The organism is Natrialba hulunbeirensis JCM 10989 (genome assembly GCF_000337575.1).
Taxonomy (GTDB): Archaea; Halobacteriota; Halobacteria; order Halobacteriales; family Natrialbaceae; genus Natrialba; species Natrialba hulunbeirensis.
The window spans coordinates 23,626-38,681 of sequence record NZ_AOIM01000034.1 but is presented as its reverse complement, the minus strand read 5'-3'; the positions used below and the strand labels follow the sequence as shown (position 1 = coordinate 38,681).

At 62.6% G+C, this 15,056-nt stretch carries 12 protein-coding genes; 5 read left to right on the top strand and 7 right to left on the bottom strand.

Going from position 1 to position 15,056, the window contains the following annotated elements; genetic code table 11:
* Window positions 1–8: 8 nt before the first annotated feature.
* The 4 genes from C483_RS10640 to C483_RS10625 form a co-directional block, all read right to left on the bottom strand.
* Window positions 9–2,033 carry an ABC transporter ATP-binding protein gene (locus tag C483_RS10640; RefSeq protein WP_006653363.1) on the bottom strand — a complete coding sequence of 675 codons (2,025 nt, stop codon included), beginning with the start codon at window positions 2,031–2,033 and terminating at the stop codon, window positions 9–11.
* Between the two features lie 84 nt (window positions 2,034–2,117).
* The gene (gene nikC, locus C483_RS10635) at window positions 2,118–3,026 is read right to left on the bottom strand and encodes a nickel transporter permease (RefSeq protein ID WP_006653362.1); all 909 of its coding nucleotides are present in this window, start codon (window positions 3,024–3,026) and stop codon (window positions 2,118–2,120) included.
* Window positions 3,023–3,973 (bottom strand): nickel ABC transporter permease, encoded by a 951-nt coding sequence (gene nikB / locus C483_RS10630; RefSeq protein WP_006653361.1) that lies wholly within the window; start codon window positions 3,971–3,973, stop codon window positions 3,023–3,025. Before nikB ends, nikC begins: the two co-directional genes overlap by 4 nt.
* Window position 3,974: 1 nt before the next feature.
* Complete coding sequence (locus tag C483_RS10625; protein WP_006653360.1) at window positions 3,975–5,528, bottom strand: ABC transporter substrate-binding protein; 1,554 nt, start codon at window positions 5,526–5,528, stop codon at window positions 3,975–3,977.
* Window positions 5,529–5,915: 387 nt separating this feature from the next.
* On the opposite strand from C483_RS10625, the gene serB reads away from it, so the two are divergent.
* Both serB and C483_RS10615 read left to right on the top strand, forming a co-directional pair.
* Window positions 5,916–6,554, top strand: a complete 639-nt coding sequence (gene serB, locus C483_RS10620) for a phosphoserine phosphatase SerB (RefSeq protein ID WP_006653359.1) — start codon at window positions 5,916–5,918, stop codon at window positions 6,552–6,554.
* A gap of 203 nt (window positions 6,555–6,757) precedes the next feature.
* Complete coding sequence (locus tag C483_RS10615; RefSeq protein WP_006653358.1) at window positions 6,758–7,159, top strand: hypothetical protein; 402 nt, start codon at window positions 6,758–6,760, stop codon at window positions 7,157–7,159.
* Between the two features lie 26 nt (window positions 7,160–7,185).
* On the opposite strand, the gene metX is transcribed toward C483_RS10615, so the two are convergent.
* From metX to C483_RS19515, 3 genes are all read right to left on the bottom strand, one after another.
* Window positions 7,186–8,400 carry a homoserine O-acetyltransferase MetX gene (gene metX, locus C483_RS10610; protein ID WP_006653357.1) on the bottom strand — a complete coding sequence of 405 codons (1,215 nt, stop codon included), beginning with the start codon at window positions 8,398–8,400 and terminating at the stop codon, window positions 7,186–7,188.
* Window positions 8,397–9,737 (bottom strand): O-acetylhomoserine aminocarboxypropyltransferase/cysteine synthase family protein, encoded by a 1,341-nt coding sequence (locus C483_RS10605; protein WP_006653356.1) that lies wholly within the window; start codon window positions 9,735–9,737, stop codon window positions 8,397–8,399. The genes metX and C483_RS10605 overlap by 4 nt, the downstream gene beginning before the upstream one ends.
* Before the next feature lie 542 nt (window positions 9,738–10,279).
* Window positions 10,280–11,176, bottom strand: a complete 897-nt coding sequence (locus tag C483_RS19515; RefSeq protein ID WP_083860424.1) for a hypothetical protein — start codon at window positions 11,174–11,176, stop codon at window positions 10,280–10,282.
* Between the two features lie 448 nt (window positions 11,177–11,624).
* Here C483_RS19515 and C483_RS10595 point away from each other — a divergent pair, with 448 nt between their 5' ends.
* The 3 genes from C483_RS10595 to C483_RS10585 all read left to right on the top strand — a co-directional run bounded on the left by C483_RS10595 (window position 11,625) and on the right by C483_RS10585 (window position 14,941).
* Entirely contained in the window at window positions 11,625–12,851 is a 1,227-nt protein-coding gene (locus C483_RS10595) for an MFS transporter (protein ID WP_193787509.1), read from the top strand.
* Between the two features lie 172 nt (window positions 12,852–13,023).
* Window positions 13,024–13,506, top strand: coding sequence for a cupredoxin domain-containing protein (locus C483_RS10590; RefSeq protein WP_006653353.1), 483 nt, complete (start codon window positions 13,024–13,026; stop codon window positions 13,504–13,506).
* A gap of 331 nt (window positions 13,507–13,837) precedes the next feature.
* Complete coding sequence (locus C483_RS10585) at window positions 13,838–14,941, top strand: DMT family transporter (RefSeq protein WP_006653352.1); 1,104 nt, start codon at window positions 13,838–13,840, stop codon at window positions 14,939–14,941.
* Window positions 14,942–15,056 lie beyond the last annotated feature (115 nt).

The window sequence follows — 15,056 nt, the reverse complement described above, 5'->3', positions numbered from 1 at the left end:
CCGTTCCACTACTGCGAACTGTGTTCGAGCCGCGGCACTGCCTCCACCAGCGCGGCCGTCTCGGGATGACTCGGCTCCGCAAGTACCCGCTCGGTCTGCCCCGCCTCGACCACCTCGCCGTTCGAAAGGACGACGACCCGATCCGAGACGTGCTCGACCACGTCCAGATCGTGGGAGATCAACAGGTACGTCAACTCGAGTTCCCGCTGCAGTTCCAGCAGCAGGTTGAGGACCCGCGCCTGCACCGAGACATCGAGCGCCGAAACCGGTTCGTCGAGAACGACCAGCCGCGGTTCGAGTGCGATCGCCCGTGCAATCGCAACGCGCTGGAGCTGCCCGCCCGAGAGCTCGTGGGGGTACCGCTCGGTGTGGCGCTCCGAGAGCCCGACCGACTCGAGTAACTCGCCGACGCGGTCGCGTCGTCGCTGGTCCTCCCAGCCGTCCGCGTACAAGGGCTCGGCGATCACCTGCGCGACCGGCAGCCGCGGGTTGAGACTCGAGCGCGGGTTCTGGAAGACGACGCCCACGTCGTGGAGGGTGGCTGCCGTGCGCGTTCCGGCCGCGCCGACGGGGTCGCCGTCGAACCGAACTGCGCCGCTCGTAGGTGTTTCGAGTCCCGTCACCAGATCGGCGAGGGTGGACTTGCCGCTCCCGCTCTCGCCGACGAGCCCCAGCGTTTCGCCCGCCGCGATCTCGAGCGTCACGTCGTCGACGGCCTGCAGGCACCGATCGGTTCCGAGGAGACGCCTGAGCAGTCCGCCTGCCTGCTGGTACCGTTTCGAGACGCCCTCGAGAGAGACGAGCGGGTCAGTGTCGTCGTCCGGTCTCGGCGGTGGGCTCGCCGATCTGGCTGTGGCTGTAGCTGTGTCCGAGGTGGTACTCGAGTCTTCTCTGGCGCACTGGGTCTCTCCGCACCCGTACTCCAGCACCGGGCCACCATCGTCGTCGGACTCGCCGAACACGACGCCCTCGCGACAGCGCACCGTCCCGTCGTCGCGTTCGAACGTCGGCGGTTTCCCCTCCTGACAGGTGTCCACCGCCGCCGGACACCGCGGCGCGAACGGACAGCCTGGCTGCTCGCCGAGGCGGTCCGGAACCGCTCCCTCGATCGTCGGCACTCGTTGCTTTCTCGCCGCCCGGCTGGTTCGACACTCGAGTAGCGCTCTCGTGTAGGGGTGGTGTGGCTCTGCGAGCACGCGGTCGGTCGGGCCGGTCTCCATCACCTGCCCGGCGTAGAGCACGACGACGCGGTCGCAGATGTCGGCGACGACGCCGAGGTCGTGGGTGATGAGCAGGGTGGCCATGTTGCGCTCGTCGGTGAGCCGTCGGAAGCGATCCAGCAGTTGCGCTTGCGTCGTCGTATCGAGCGCGGTTGTCGGTTCGTCGGCGATCAGCAGGTCGGGATCGGACGCGAGCGCGATGGCCAGGCCGGCGCGCTGGCGCATTCCGCCGGAGAACTCGTGGGGATAGTCGTCGACGCGGTCGGCGGGGTCGTCGATGCCGACCTGTGCCATCAGTTCGACCGCGCGCTTGCGGTGGTCTCGCCAGTCCGATCGACTGGCGAACAGCGGCGCGTGCAGGTAGTCGAGCAGGCGCTGTCGTTCCGGCTGGTCGTGGACCTTGAGCGATTCGGCGATCTGTTCACCGACGTCGAACGCGGGGTTCAGCGTCTGGTCGGGGTCCTGAAAGACCATCGAGACGGTATCGCCGCGCAGCCGTCTGCGGGTTCGATCGCTCGCCTCGTGGACGTTCACGCCGTCGATGTGGACGGTGCCGCCGACGACCTCGCCGGGTTCCTGGAGGCCGACGATCGAGCGGGCCGTGACGGACTTTCCACAGCCGCTCTCGCCGACAATCCCGACGGTTTCGCCCGGTTCGACGCTGAACGAGACGCCATCGACCGCGCGGACGGGGCCGTCGTATGTTCCGAACTGTACCTGCAGGTTCTCGACGGCGAGGAGGTCCGTCGACTCGTCGTCGGGGGTGGCCGCGTCGTCAGGGCCGTACTCGAGTGTGGGTGGTGTCGTGGTCATCTGGATCTGGTTCTGGTTCTGGTTCTGGTTCTGGTTCTGGGTCTGGGTCTGGTTCTGGATCTGGGTGGTGTGGTAGTGTGATAGTCACGTCCGTTTCTCCAGTGTCGTCTCGTGATTCGGGTCGAGCACGTCGCGCAGGCCGTCGCCGAGCAGGGTGAATCCGAGCACGGTGCACATGATGGCGACGCCGGGAACGTTCGCGATCCACCAGGCGGTACGGAGGTGGTGACGCCCGTCGGCGAGCATCGTCCCCCACTCGGGGGTCGGCGGCTGTGCGCCGAGGCCGATGAACGAGAGGCCGGCGGTGCCGAGGATGACCGTTCCCATGTTCAGCGTCGCGAGGACGACCACCGGACCGGCGACGTTCGGCAGGAGGTGTCGCGTCGCGATCCGAAACCGGGAGACGTTCATCAGCCGTGCAGCGCGGACGAAGTCGCGCTCTTTCGTCGCGAGCACGGTCCCGCGGACGAGCCGCGCGTAGGAGGCCCAGCCGACGACGGCGAGCGCGAGCATCACGTTCCGTAGGCTTGGGCCGAGGATGCCAGCGATCACGAGCGCGAGGACGAGTCCGGGGAAGGCGAGCTGGATATCGACGAGCCGCATCAGAGCCTCGTCGACCCAGCCGCCGGTGTAGCCCGCGAGCAGGCCGATCGTAGTCCCCAGCACGAGCCGAATCGTAGTGACGGCGACGGCGATGCCGAGCGAGAGCCGCGCACCGTAGAGGAGCCGCGAGAGCAGATCGCGGCCGAGCTGGTCGGTGCCGAAGGGATGCGCCAGCGAGGGACCCTGCAGCCGATTCGCGAGATCCTGCGTCGTCGGGTCGTACGGCGCGACGAGCGGCCCGATGACCGCGGCAATCGTGATCGCCGTCACGATACTCAACCCCGCGACGTTGAGCGGGTTCGCACAGAACGTCGCCAGCGTTCGCGACGTTCGGAGCGCACGATACCGGCGGCCGACCGCGCTTGCGATGGACTCGAGTGCGACGCTCATGTGGGGTCACCTCCGAGCTCGACGCGCGGGTCGAGGTAGCGGTAGCTCAGGTCGACGAGCAGGTTCGTCACGACGAAGGCGACTGCGGTAAAGAGGGTGATCCCTTGTACGACCGGGTAGTTGCGCTCGAAGACGGCGTCGACGAGCAGCATGCCGAGTCCGGGGCGCTGGAAGACGATCTCGATCACGACTGCGCCGTTGAGCAGCGCGCCGAGCTGGACGCCGAGGATGGTCACGACGGGGACGAGCGCGTTACGAAGTGCGTGTTTGTAGACGACGATCCGCTCGCGCAGGCCCTTCGAGCGCGCGGTGTCGAGGTAGCCCTCGTCGAGGACGTCGAGCATCGAACTCCTGACGAGCCGGGTTAGCACGGCGGCCATGCCGGTGCCGAGCGTGACTGCGGGGAGGACGAGCTGGCTGTAGCTCCCCGCGCCCGCGACCGGGAAGACGCCGAGCGTCAGCGCGAAGACGAGGATCAGTAGGTAGCCGAGCCAGAAGTTCGGCATCGAGACGCCGACGAGCGCCCCGAGCTGGCTCGCGCGGTCGATCGCCGTCCCGCGGTGGACGGCGCTCAGGACGCCGGTCGGAATCGCGAGCGCGAGCGCGACGACCACCGAGGCGGCGGCGAGTTCGAGCGTCAGCGGGAGCGCGTCGAGGATGAGCGCCGAGATGGATGCGTCGCTGTAGTACGAGGTTCCCAGATCCCCGCGCAGCACGTCGGTGAGCCAGTCGGCGTACTGGAGCGGTACCGGCTCGTCCATGCCGTGTTCCGCGCGGAACGCCTCGATTTCGGCCTCGGAGGGCTGGCGGTCGAGTTGCTGGCTGAGAATCACCTCGGCCGGGTCGCCAGGCGTCAGAAAGAGCAGCCCGTAGGTGACGACCGAGACGCCAGCGAGCACCACGAGCGACGTGCCGAACCGATGGACGAGGTAGGGTGCCGTATCCATGCTACGTCGTTCGCGTCAGCTCGCCCCACTGGGCGAACTTGTCGATCGGATGGAGGTCGAGCCCCTCGAGTTCGGCGTCCGCGGCGACGACGTACTCCCGATAGAACAGAGGGATAACGACGCCTGCGTCCATAATCTCACGCTGGGCGGCGACGTACGCCTCGCGCTTCTCGTCTGGGTCGTGTGACTGGAAGCCGGTCTCGATCAGTTCGTCGACCTCGCCGCCGAGGTTGTGTAGGCCCGTCCCCTCGGCTTCGTACAGGTCCTTGTTCGAGATGCCCATCGTGTGGAAGTTCTCCCACATGATGTAGTCCGCCGCCGGACTGTTCGACTGCGACGTGCCGAGTTCGAGGTGGAACTCGCCGCGGTCGGTTCGGTCCCGGAGCGAGGCGCTCTCGAGTACCTCCACGTCGAGCGTCACGCCGATCTTCTCGTACTCCTCCTGGAGGATCTGGACGAGCGTGCGGCCGTCGTCCATATCGTTCTCGACGAGGCAGGTGAGTTCCTCGCCGTCGTAGGACGACTGCGAGACGAGGTCACGCGCCCTGTCACGGTCGCGCTCGTAGGCCGGCAGTTCCTCGTCGGCGGCCCAGTCGATGACCGTCGAGAGCGGGCCGCTGGCGGGCTGGCCGACGCCTTCGAGGACGGTGGTGACGATTTCGTCCTGCGAGATCGCGTAGTTGAGCGCCCGTCGAAGGTCGGCATCGTCGGTCGGCTCTCGGTGGATGTTGATCGAGACGAATACCGAGCCGGAGGACTGTTCGGTTTCGATGCGCACGTCGCCACGTTCACGTAGTCCGTCGATTCGGCTCGTCGCGGGCTCGTAGATAAGGTCGACCTCACCGGCGACGAGCAGGTCGGTTCGGGTCGTCGCGTCCTCGGCGGCCCGGAACGTGAGTTCGGTGGGTTCGGGAGCGCCGCCCCAGTAGTCCTCGAAGCGTTCGACGCGAAGCTGTTGACCCTGTTCCATCTCGGCCAGCGTGAACGGGCCAGTACCGATGATTTCGCCGGCGCGGCGGTCGGCCTCGGCCGGCTGGATGTCGATCATGTTGTGTGCGATCGTTCCGGGGAATCCGGGGAACGGCTCCGTCGTCTCGAAGGAGACGGTGTAGTCGTCGATCCGGTCGACGCTGCCGGGTTCTACGTGGAGCCAGCCGTGAACGAAGTCGCCACGCTCGGTGAGAATGTCCTCCTCGAAGGAGTGGACGACGTCGTCCGCGGTCATCTCGTCGCCGTTGTGGAAGGTGACGCCCTCCCGGAGGTCGAACACCCAGGTAGTGTCGTCTGTCGCGGTCCAGTCGGTCGCGAGCCACGGCTGTGGTTGCATCCCGTCGGTCCCCCAGACCAGTGGTTCGATGACCCGCGTCCAGTAGGGTGTCATCCCACCCCAGTTGTCCCAGGAGTCGCCCGTTCCCGTCGGGTCCGCAGTCGGGACGATCGTGAACGTCCCGTCCGCTTCCGCATCCAGACTGGTCTCCGCACAGCCGGCGAGACCGACGATTCCAGCGCCAACTCCGGCAGTAAGGAGTTGTCGACGTGTGGGTGCTGTGTCCATCATGTTATTAACTAATTCTATATTTTAATAATACTTGCTAACTAGGGGTGGAGGTTAACAAGGATTCTCGTACTCGTTAGTTTCCAGCCGCAACTGGTGCTAATTCGATCCTGATCACCGTCATTGATGCTCATTGTGCAACCTGAATTTATGTACTGAAAGTAAACTTGTGAATGTTCTGGTTCACGCATCGATAGCTCCCGACGATTGATGAGTCGAGCAGACCCCTACTCGAGTACGACTTTCGCAGATTCGCACCACGTATCAGCCAGTAGCCGTCGTTGGTCGGTCCAACGTGGCAAGGCCACACGCGGGACGATTGTGGTGCCGTGTGAAACCTGCCGTGAACCTGAACTGGTTTATCCGGCCGCCCACAATCGGCGAGCGATGACAGTCGTCGCTTTCGACTTCGACGGGACCCTTTCGGACTCCGAGATGACGGTACTGCTCGGCGAGCGTTGCAACGTCGCCGACGAGATGGCCGAAATCACCGAGCGTGCGATGAACAACGAGATCGGTTACGCCGAAAGCCTCCGGGAACGGGCGGCTCTCCTCGAAGGCCTGCCAGAATCCGACGCGACCGCCGCCTACGAACAAGTCGAACTGCGACCGGGTGCGGCAGACCTGATCGAGGCGCTCAACACCGCCGGTATCACGACCGCTATCCTGACCGGCGGCTTCGAACGCGGCGTCGCAGCGGCACTCGAGCGCGAGGGTGTCGCCGTCGACCACATCGTTTCGAACCGCCTCCCGCTGGTGGACGGCGAACTCACCGGCGAGGTCAACGGCTCACTAATCGAGGGCACCAAGGACGACGCACTCGAGTCGCTCGCCGACGATGTCGGTGCCGACCTCGAGGAGACCGTCGCGATCGGCGACGGTGCGAACGACCTTCCGATGCTCGAGGTCGCCGGCCTCGCGATCGGTTTCGAGCCGAAACCGGCCGTTGAACCACACTGTGACGTCGTCGTCTCCTCGATGGCCGAAGCGCGCGAGGTACTCGAGTCCAACGCTGTACTCGAGTGATACTGCCTGACAGAAGTCAGTGAGAAGTCGGCCGCAGTAGCGCGACCGACCTTCGAATCGTTCTGTCCGGCAGTATGATCGACGCGGTTTACTCGCTGCCGATTGACTGCTGTGCACGACGTTCTCGCGCTTCCGAGTATCCACTGTAATGGCCTATTTCCCGACCGAGAGAGTTTTAACTCATAATCGAGTAACTGGATTTGATGATGTGGCAAGACTTCGTGTTCATGATCGGTAGCGGTCTCTCCGTGGTCTTTCTCGGGCCAACGCTGGCGAACGCCAGCGCTCGTGTGCCGCTCGGAACGAGTATCCCCTCGATGACGATTGGCTACGTCTATACGCTTACCTTCCTGACACTCGGAATGACGTTTTCGGCGCTCGGCACGTTTACGGCCGGGACGATGTGGGCGCTGATTACGATGTTCCGTTCCCCGCCGGCGCGACGATTTATGCGTGCAACGGGGCTCGACCTGCTCGGTAGCGACCTGCGACGGTGGCTGGCACGACGGCGACCGGGCCGCAGCGTTGCCACCCAGTACGTTCGATTCGATGGCGGACAGGACGACCAGTCCCCGCGGCAGGGGCATGTGAACACGGCCGACTGACGTGTTACACGCCGCTTTTCTGGCTGTTACTCGGAAAACAGACTGGTGTGAACGGGTGCAAACGACTCCGATTCGCCCGTCGGTTCGTCACCATCTGTCGTATCCGTAATCGTCCGCCCGACGAGTCCCTCCTCGAGTACGGTCGACAGCGGCGGGCCGACCTTCTCCGGTTCGACGAGGAAGGCGTCATGGCCGTGGTCCGATTCGACGACGTGGTGGGAAACGTCGACGCCGGCCTCGCGGCAGGCTTCGGCGACCGCTTCGGACTGTTCGACGGTGAAGTGCCAGTCGCCGGTGAACGAGAGGAGGAGGAGTTCGCCCTCGAAAGCCGCGAGTGCGGCCGCGTCGGATTCGTACCCGGTCGAGAGGTCGTAGTCGTCCATTGCGCGCGTGAGGTACAAGTAGCTATTCGCATCGAAGCGGTCGGTGAACTTCTCGGCCTGGTAGTCGAGGTAGGATTCGACCTCGCGGTAGGGGAAAAACGACGCTGCGGGGTCCGGTGATTCCTCGCGAACTGTCTCGCGGCCTGCCGAGCGTCGGCCGAACTTCTGGGACATCGAGGCCTTCGAGAGGTACATGATGTGGCCGATCTGGCGAGCACGTGCGAGGCCCTCCTCCGGCTCCGGTCCCCCGTAGTAGTGCCCGCCGTTCCAGTTCGGATCGCCCGTGATCGCTCGGCGAGCGACCGTATCCAGCGCGAGACACTGCGCGTCGAGTCTCGCGGCCGTGGCGACGGCCGCCGCGCGCTCGACGTCGTCGGGATACCGCGAGAGCCAGTCGAGGACGTTCATCCCGCCGACGCTGCCACCGATGAGGGTGTGCAGTCGCCCGACGCCGAGTTCGTCGAGCAGCCGACGCTGTGCGCGCGTCCAGTCGCCGACCGTGACCGGCGGGAAGTCGGTGCCGTAGGGCTCGCCGGTTTCGGGGTTCGTACTCGCGGGCCCCGTCGTCCCGTAGCAGGAGCCGGGAACGTTCGCACAGACGACGTAGTACTCGGTGGTGTCGACCGCCTTTCCGGGACCGACGACGTCGCCCCACCAGGCGCGAGCCTGTCCCGCGGTGTCGTCGCCGGCGTCGGGGCGGCGGGCGACGTGTGCGCTCCCGGTCAGCGCGTGGCAGACGAGGACGGCGTTATCGCCGGTGAACTCGCCGTACGTCTCGTAGGCCACCTCGAGATTCGGGATCGACTCGCCACACTCGAACGTGAACTCGCCGAGCGACTGCACGTCGGTCGTCGTCATGTTCGTCCGTCGCCCTCCGTCGCCGTCCGTGTCGCGGTTTCAATCGCCTGCTCGAGGTCGGCGAGGATGTCCGCGGGGTCCTCGATGCCGACCGACATGCGGATCAGATCCGGCGTGACGCCGGCCTCCGCTTGCTCCTCGGGGGTGAGCTGACCGTGAGTCGTGCTCGCGGGGTGGATCACCAGCGTCTTCGCGTCGCCGATGTTCGCGAGGAACTGAGCGACTTCCACGCTCTCACAGAACGTCTTTCCGCCCTCGTAGCCGGTCTCGAGACCGAACGCAACCATGCCGCCGTAGTCGGCCAGGTAGCGCGCGGCGTTGTCGTGGGTCGGATGGGACTCGAGTCCGGGCTGGGTCACCCAGGCGACATCCTCGTGGTCGGCCAGGTACTCCGCGACGATGGCCGCGTTCTCGCAGTGTTTGTCCATCCGCAGCGGGAGGGACTCGAGTCCCTGTAGCGTCTGCCAGGCGTCAAAGGGTGACTGCTGGTTGCCGAGGCTGCGAAGCGAGCGGAAGCGAGCAGCGGCGGCGAACGGTGCTTCGGGGAAGTCCCGCGAGAAGTCGACGTCGTGGTAGGCGTGATTCTGTCCGGCAACCTCGTCGTAGCCGTGCTCGCCCCACGGGAACGTGCCGCCGTCGACGAGCACGCCGCCGACGGTCGTCCCCGAGCCGTGGAGCCACTTCGTCGTCGACTCCCAGACCACGTCGGCCCCGTGCTCGAGCGGCCGACAGAGCGCCGGCGTCGCGAACGTGTTGTCGACCACCAGCGGCACGCCGTTGTCGTGGGCGATTTCGGCCACGCGTTCGAAATCCGGCGTGACGAGCGAGGGATTGCCGATCGTCTCGACGTGCACGAAGGCGGTGTCCTCGTCGATGGCTTCCTCGTAGGCGTCGTACTCGAGTGTCGGCACGAATCTGGGTTCGATGTCGCGTCGCGTTGCGGTCTTCGCGAAGTAGGCCGTCGTCCCGCCGTAGGTGTCGGTCGAGCAGACGACGTTGTCGCCCGCCTCGGCGAGGATCAGGGTGGCCGAGTCGAGTGCGGCCATACCGCTGCCCGTCGCGACCGCGCCCGCCCCGTTCTCGAGTGAGGCGAGGCGGTCCTCGAGCATTTCGACGGTGGGGTTGCTGATTCGAGAGTAGATGTAGCCGTCGTCCGCCAGCGCGTAGCGCTCGGCGGCGGTCTCGGCGTCGGGGAAGGTGTAGGATGTCGTCTGGTAGATCGGCGGGGCGCGCGCACCAGTGGCCGGATCGGCTCGCTGGCCGGCGTGAACGCTCCGCGTGCCGAATTCCGCCGTCCCGAACTCGGCGTCGGTCCCGTCGCTCGCGTCGTCGCTCATGTTCAGTATGCATATAACTCCAGACTCATATGCGCCTCAGTAACGGCAAAAACCGCTGTCTGTGGCTAGTGATAACACTCCGGAATTAAAACGTGGGCTGAATCGGGTTATCTGGTGTGGCCGTCTGTAGTCGTATTAATAACTATCTGTAAAACTAACGCCAATAACCAATTTAGTCTGCCACAGATAAGATATTAAAACTTTGACGTATTCGATAACCAGAGAAACATCCACGCTGCCACCCCCTGAATGGCTATTAGACCGTACACAGTCACTTCTTGCACCCTTGATAATATAGGAACATGCATGTCAGTAGTAGTAACAAAGAGGAAGAAAAAGCTTCCCGCCACCATAACCCAACCACAAATTTCATACTTATCTGACCCTCTTGCATACTCTCTCCTTATAATCAAAAATAGAAATATAAATAACAGGATGTACAACAAGAGCAGTGGACTCATCATGGTGTTCTGTATATTTCTCCGTATTATATATTTAAATTCCCATAACCATGTGGATATAAATGTGGCTCTATAGCTCACCTAGCAGACAGGTAGGTCTTCGTTGTAGAAGGTTTCGTCAACAACTAGTGCCTCATCTGTCCAGGTCGCAAAATCCGAGTAACTGAAATCATCGTGTTCCTCGAAAAACCATTCTTCGACATCTGCTTGAACGACAGGCCCCAAATCAGAAAAGCAATGCATCGAGGAAACCTTGTATATAACAGTCGCAATTGCGCAGACAGCACACGACGTACGTGTAACATCTAGAATACAAGTCGAACATGGCACGGAAGTTGGAATCGCACCCGCGACAGCTAGGGCGACACAATCCCATTTTGCGTCTGGAGCTATTTGGACGTCTACTTCGACACATTCACTACTGCCACCACCGGGAGGGAACGTGTAATCGTCCGCTCCTAATTCGTTCTCCCTATGGAAATCCCTCTCTGTTTGGATAATATCACCGGCCTCGGATTTTATCACCTTTACTTTGTCCCACCCAAAGAGGCCACTAGCTGTCGGTTTGTCCGTTTTTTGAACGTGGTGGATAACTGTATGGTGCGAAAGGTCTAAACCCATTGTATCGTTACCAATCCAAATGAATACTAACTCCTCCTCTTTCTCCACTTGTTGGCTAGACGACTCCGCCTCGACAACGATGTAGTCGTAATACCCTGTTTCCGTTTGGCTGGTTATACGTTTAGTTGTTGCACTGTCCCACGGTATACGCCATCCGTTTTCATTTGCATGATCAATGAGGGCGCGTAAGTCCGAATCCGATTGAGCCTGTTTGATTAGAGACGCTGTAGCGTCCTCACTGTGGTCTCGTGCTGCAATGTTGTTTTCTTTGGCCGTACTACTACCTGAAATTGCCCCTACAGTACCGATACCAACCGATCCGCTTCCAATTGCTTGGAGTAACCTTCTTCTTTCCATATATTAGATTACTCATCACATATATTAAAAGCTATGGTATAAACTTAAACTAAACATTTACCATTAGAATTCCCATCTAATATAATGGAGGGGTTCTTCCTCTTGAAACCTCTTCTACTTATGACGCAATTTCATCCCATCCATTCAATGCACTATATTTAACCAAATCTCTGTAAAAAACGCTCTTCATTGGTCAAATGGAACGGTCTTTGAATAGCCCCTCGTTCATCTACATTTATTTTTACGTATGATGTTGATGTCCGGGTCACCGAATAGACTTCAATACTCTCCTGTAAGTGATATTTAAGAAATCACTGGCTAACGGTATTAGTCCTGTTGACGTGTCTGGCGGGCTTCCCTGGCGGTGGCGAACGACGCATCTAATGGCGAGCGCACGGACGGCGACGAGACGGACGCCTTCATATTCTCCTGGTTCGAACCTCTGGTCGTGCACTCGAGTGATCGTGACCGGTTGGTGCTCGCGGCGGTCGTCTTTGCCGTCCTGTTCTCCCAACTGCTGCTCTATCCGGGTATCGCGACCCTGGTCGACGTGCTGGGGGCTGATGCGGCGAGTTCGCCCGTCGCGTCGACGACGCTCGATGCGAGCATGTGGTTTCTCGTGAGCGAGTTCGGGGCCTACGTCGTCTTCGTCGGCGTCTGGGGTGCGATAAGCGATGTTACGGGCCGTCGGACGCCGTTTATCGTACTGAGCGCACTCGGCGGGGCCGCGAGCTACGCCGCGCTGGCGGTCGTTCCCACGCTCGGCACCATCCCGTTCGAGGGTGTCCTCCTGTTGCGCGTCCTGCAGGGTGCGATGACCATCGGCGCGTTCTCGCTAACGATGACGATGCTGATGGATCTCGACGGCGGCCACGGTCGTAATATGGGCGCGGCAGGTATCGCCATCGGACTCGGTGCCGCGATGGGCGCCCCGATCGGCGGCCAATTGACCGAACTCGACCCAGTTGCGCCGCTGCTCGCGGCGGCGACCCTGCTCGTCTGTGTTGGCCTTCTGGTCTCTCGGCTCGAGGACCGAACGCCGGCGTCTCGTCGGACCGCCCGTGCCCTTCTCGAGGGCGTTCGCAAGCGGCCAACACTGTCACTGCCCTACGCCTTCGGCTTCGTCGATCGGATGACGGCAGGCTTCTTCGCGCTCGTTGGGACGCTGTACTTCCAGGAGACGTTCAACCTCGATCCCGGTGCGACCGGACTGCTCCTCGCGTGTTTCTTCGCGCCCTTTGCCCTCCTGCAGTACCCGCTCGGGACGCTCTCCGACCGGATCGGGCGGACGATTCCGGTCGTGGTCGGCTCCGCCTGTTACGGCATCGGCATTCTCGGCGTGGGGGCAGCCCCGTCCGTCGGTTCTGCTGCCGGTGCGATGATCGTCGTCGGCATCCTCGGCGCGCTCGTCTCGCCCGCGACGATGGCGCTCGTCACCGACCTCGCCGACGAACGCGAACGCGGAACTGCGATGGCCGGCTTCAACGTCGCGGGCAGCCTCGGCTTCCTCGGCGGTTTCCTCATCGGCGGCTCCGTCGCCGGCTCCTACGGCTACGACCTCGCGTTCCTCGTCGTCGGGGGGCTCGAAATTGCAATCGCGCTCGTCACGATCCCGATCTTCCTCCGGCTGTCACTCGAGTCCGGTGCGAAGTCGTCGCCGCAGGCGGACCGGTAGGGGGTGAGCACGTCTCGTCGGTACTCCCGCTATCCCTCTGTTCACGACGTAACACGGTCTTTCTCCGTCGTAAGGAATCACTACTGGTCAGTGTTACTATGGTATGAAATCGCATAACGGCACGCCGATAGAGGAGGGCCATTTTTATGTGGTGGTCTCTAATACGCTGTTGATGAGTCGAAACAACCCTCTCTCCCGACGTACGGCACTGAAGCTTACGGGTGCGGCAGCCGCGACCGCACTCGTCGCAGGATGTAGCGACGACGATACGGACGACGAAAACGGCGCCGAAAATGGCGACGAGAACGGCGGCGACGACATCGACCCATCGGAGTGGGAAGACGTCGACACGATCGAACTCGACGGCGCAACCGGCGGCTGGGAAGGCGTCGCACCTGACATGATCGCTGGTGAGCAGAACCCGACGATCGTCCTCTTCGAGGGCCAGGAGTACGACTTCACCTGGTACAACCAGGACAGTGGTACCCACAACATCGAGATCTGGGACGAAGACGAAGAGATCGTCGACGACTACGCAACGGACCAGGTCAACGACGACGAGCAGACCCTCGAGGGCGTCGTTGCCTCCGAGGAGATGGCCTACTACCGTTGTGAGCCACACGGCCAGATGCAGGGCGAGATTCAGATCGAGTAACACAGCGACGACTACCACTGGCTGCAGTTCTTTCGATCTGACTTCTTTCGCGTACGTTCGTTCGTGAGTCACAACACCGGCCGTCTCTTGTCTCCGCACTGCTTCCCCGTGCTGCCATCACTTCGCTGTTCACGCTCGACACTCCCGACTGGCTCGCAACTGCCCACTACCGCTGACGTATCACACTACAAATCCGTTTGTCGGAATCCGGAGATTACCACGGCTCTTCACCATTGTTAATTGTTACCACGTAACGACGAATTTCGAACGCTCAGGCGCTGACGGTGCGAAATCAGAATGCAGAAGTACCCCCGGACCATTTTCTCTAGAAATGATTTCACAGAGAGACATCCTGCTCTTTGTCGCTCTTGCGTTCGTCTGGGGGACCGCCTTCAGCGCGATCGAGGTCGGTCTCGCGACGATCCCGCCGATTCTCTTTGCGGCGCTTCGCTTTGACATCGCCGCGCTGGTCTTCGTCGCCCTCGTCGCGCTCCGGGAACTCGAGTGGCGACCACGGACTCGGACGGACTGGTACGCGATCGGCGTCGCCGGCGGCCTGCTCGTCGGTGGCCACTTCGCCTTTCTCTTTCTGGGACAGTCGTACGTCTCGAGTGCCGTTGCCGCGATCGTCTTGAGTCTGACGCCGATCGTGACGCCGCCGCTCGCACTCGCACTCCTGCCGAACCAGCGGATCCGCGCACCCGCTGTACTTGGACTCCTCGTCGGACTGGCGGGCATCGTTGTCATCGCGGTTCCCGGCGGCTCGCTCGACGGGCAGATCCTCGGCGTTGCACTGCTGTTCGTCGCAGCGACGTTGTTCGCGCTCGGGTCGGTGCTCATGGAGGGGGTCGACGAGAGCCTCCCGGTCATCTCCCTGCAGGCGTGGGCAATGGTCGTCGGTGCTGCCGTCTTGCACGCCCTGAGCGTCGCCCACCCCGCTGAGGCGGTTTCCTCGGCGTCGCTGACGCTGCCCGCGGCGAGCGCGCTGCTCTACCTCGGCGTGGCGTCGACGGCTGGTGGCTTTCTCATCTACTTCGTCCTCCTAGAGCGCGTCGGCGCGGCCGAACTCAGTCTGGTTAACTACGCGACGCCGGTCGTCGCTGCCGTCTTCGGCTGGGCGCTGCTCGGCGAGTCGATCACCGCACTAACGATCCTCGGCTTCGCGCTGATCATCGCCGGCTTCGCACTCTGTAAACTCGACGCGCTCTGGCAGGTCGGCGGTCCGCTCGTGGGCTACGGCCCGCGGCGGCCGACGTTCACGGACGGCAGCGTCGTCGTCTCGGGGAACTCCTATCTCAGTGACCGCGACCTCGGTATCGGGCTCGGTGCCGACGACGCCGCAACCGACTCGACGACGACCGCCAACGCGACGCCGAACACACACGGTACGAACGCGACTGGCGGGTCCGCGTCGGTCTCTCCACACGGCGACTGAGCCGTCTGTCTCTCGAAGTCCACCACTCGTTCACATCGCGTCTCACTCACCACCACCAACCCCTTCGTTTCGACTGCGCCATCCAAAACTACCATACCTCCTCGCCACCCAGTAG

Bases quoted from the DNA above. Each gene is read 5' to 3' on its own strand.
- C483_RS10640 (WP_006653363.1), bottom strand. From the start codon at position 2,033: ATGACCACGACACCACCCACACTCGAGTACGGCCCTGACGACGCGGCC.
- nikC (WP_006653362.1), bottom strand. From the start codon at position 3,026: ATGAGCGTCGCACTCGAGTCCATCGCAAGCGCGGTCGGCCGCCGGTAT.
- nikB (WP_006653361.1), bottom strand. From the start codon at position 3,973: ATGGATACGGCACCCTACCTCGTCCATCGGTTCGGCACGTCGCTCGTG.
- C483_RS10625 (WP_006653360.1), bottom strand. From the start codon at position 5,528: ATGGACACAGCACCCACACGTCGACAACTCCTTACTGCCGGAGTTGGC.
- serB (WP_006653359.1), top strand. From the start codon at position 5,916: ATGACAGTCGTCGCTTTCGACTTCGACGGGACCCTTTCGGACTCCGAG.
- C483_RS10615 (WP_006653358.1), top strand. From the start codon at position 6,758: ATGATGTGGCAAGACTTCGTGTTCATGATCGGTAGCGGTCTCTCCGTG.
- metX (WP_006653357.1), bottom strand. From the start codon at position 8,400: ATGACGACGACCGACGTGCAGTCGCTCGGCGAGTTCACGTTCGAGTGT.
- C483_RS10605 (WP_006653356.1), bottom strand. From the start codon at position 9,737: ATGAGCGACGACGCGAGCGACGGGACCGACGCCGAGTTCGGGACGGCG.
- C483_RS19515 (WP_083860424.1), bottom strand. From the start codon at position 11,176: ATGGAAAGAAGAAGGTTACTCCAAGCAATTGGAAGCGGATCGGTTGGT.
- C483_RS10590 (WP_006653353.1), top strand. From the start codon at position 13,024: ATGAGTCGAAACAACCCTCTCTCCCGACGTACGGCACTGAAGCTTACG.
- C483_RS10585 (WP_006653352.1), top strand. From the start codon at position 13,838: ATGATTTCACAGAGAGACATCCTGCTCTTTGTCGCTCTTGCGTTCGTC.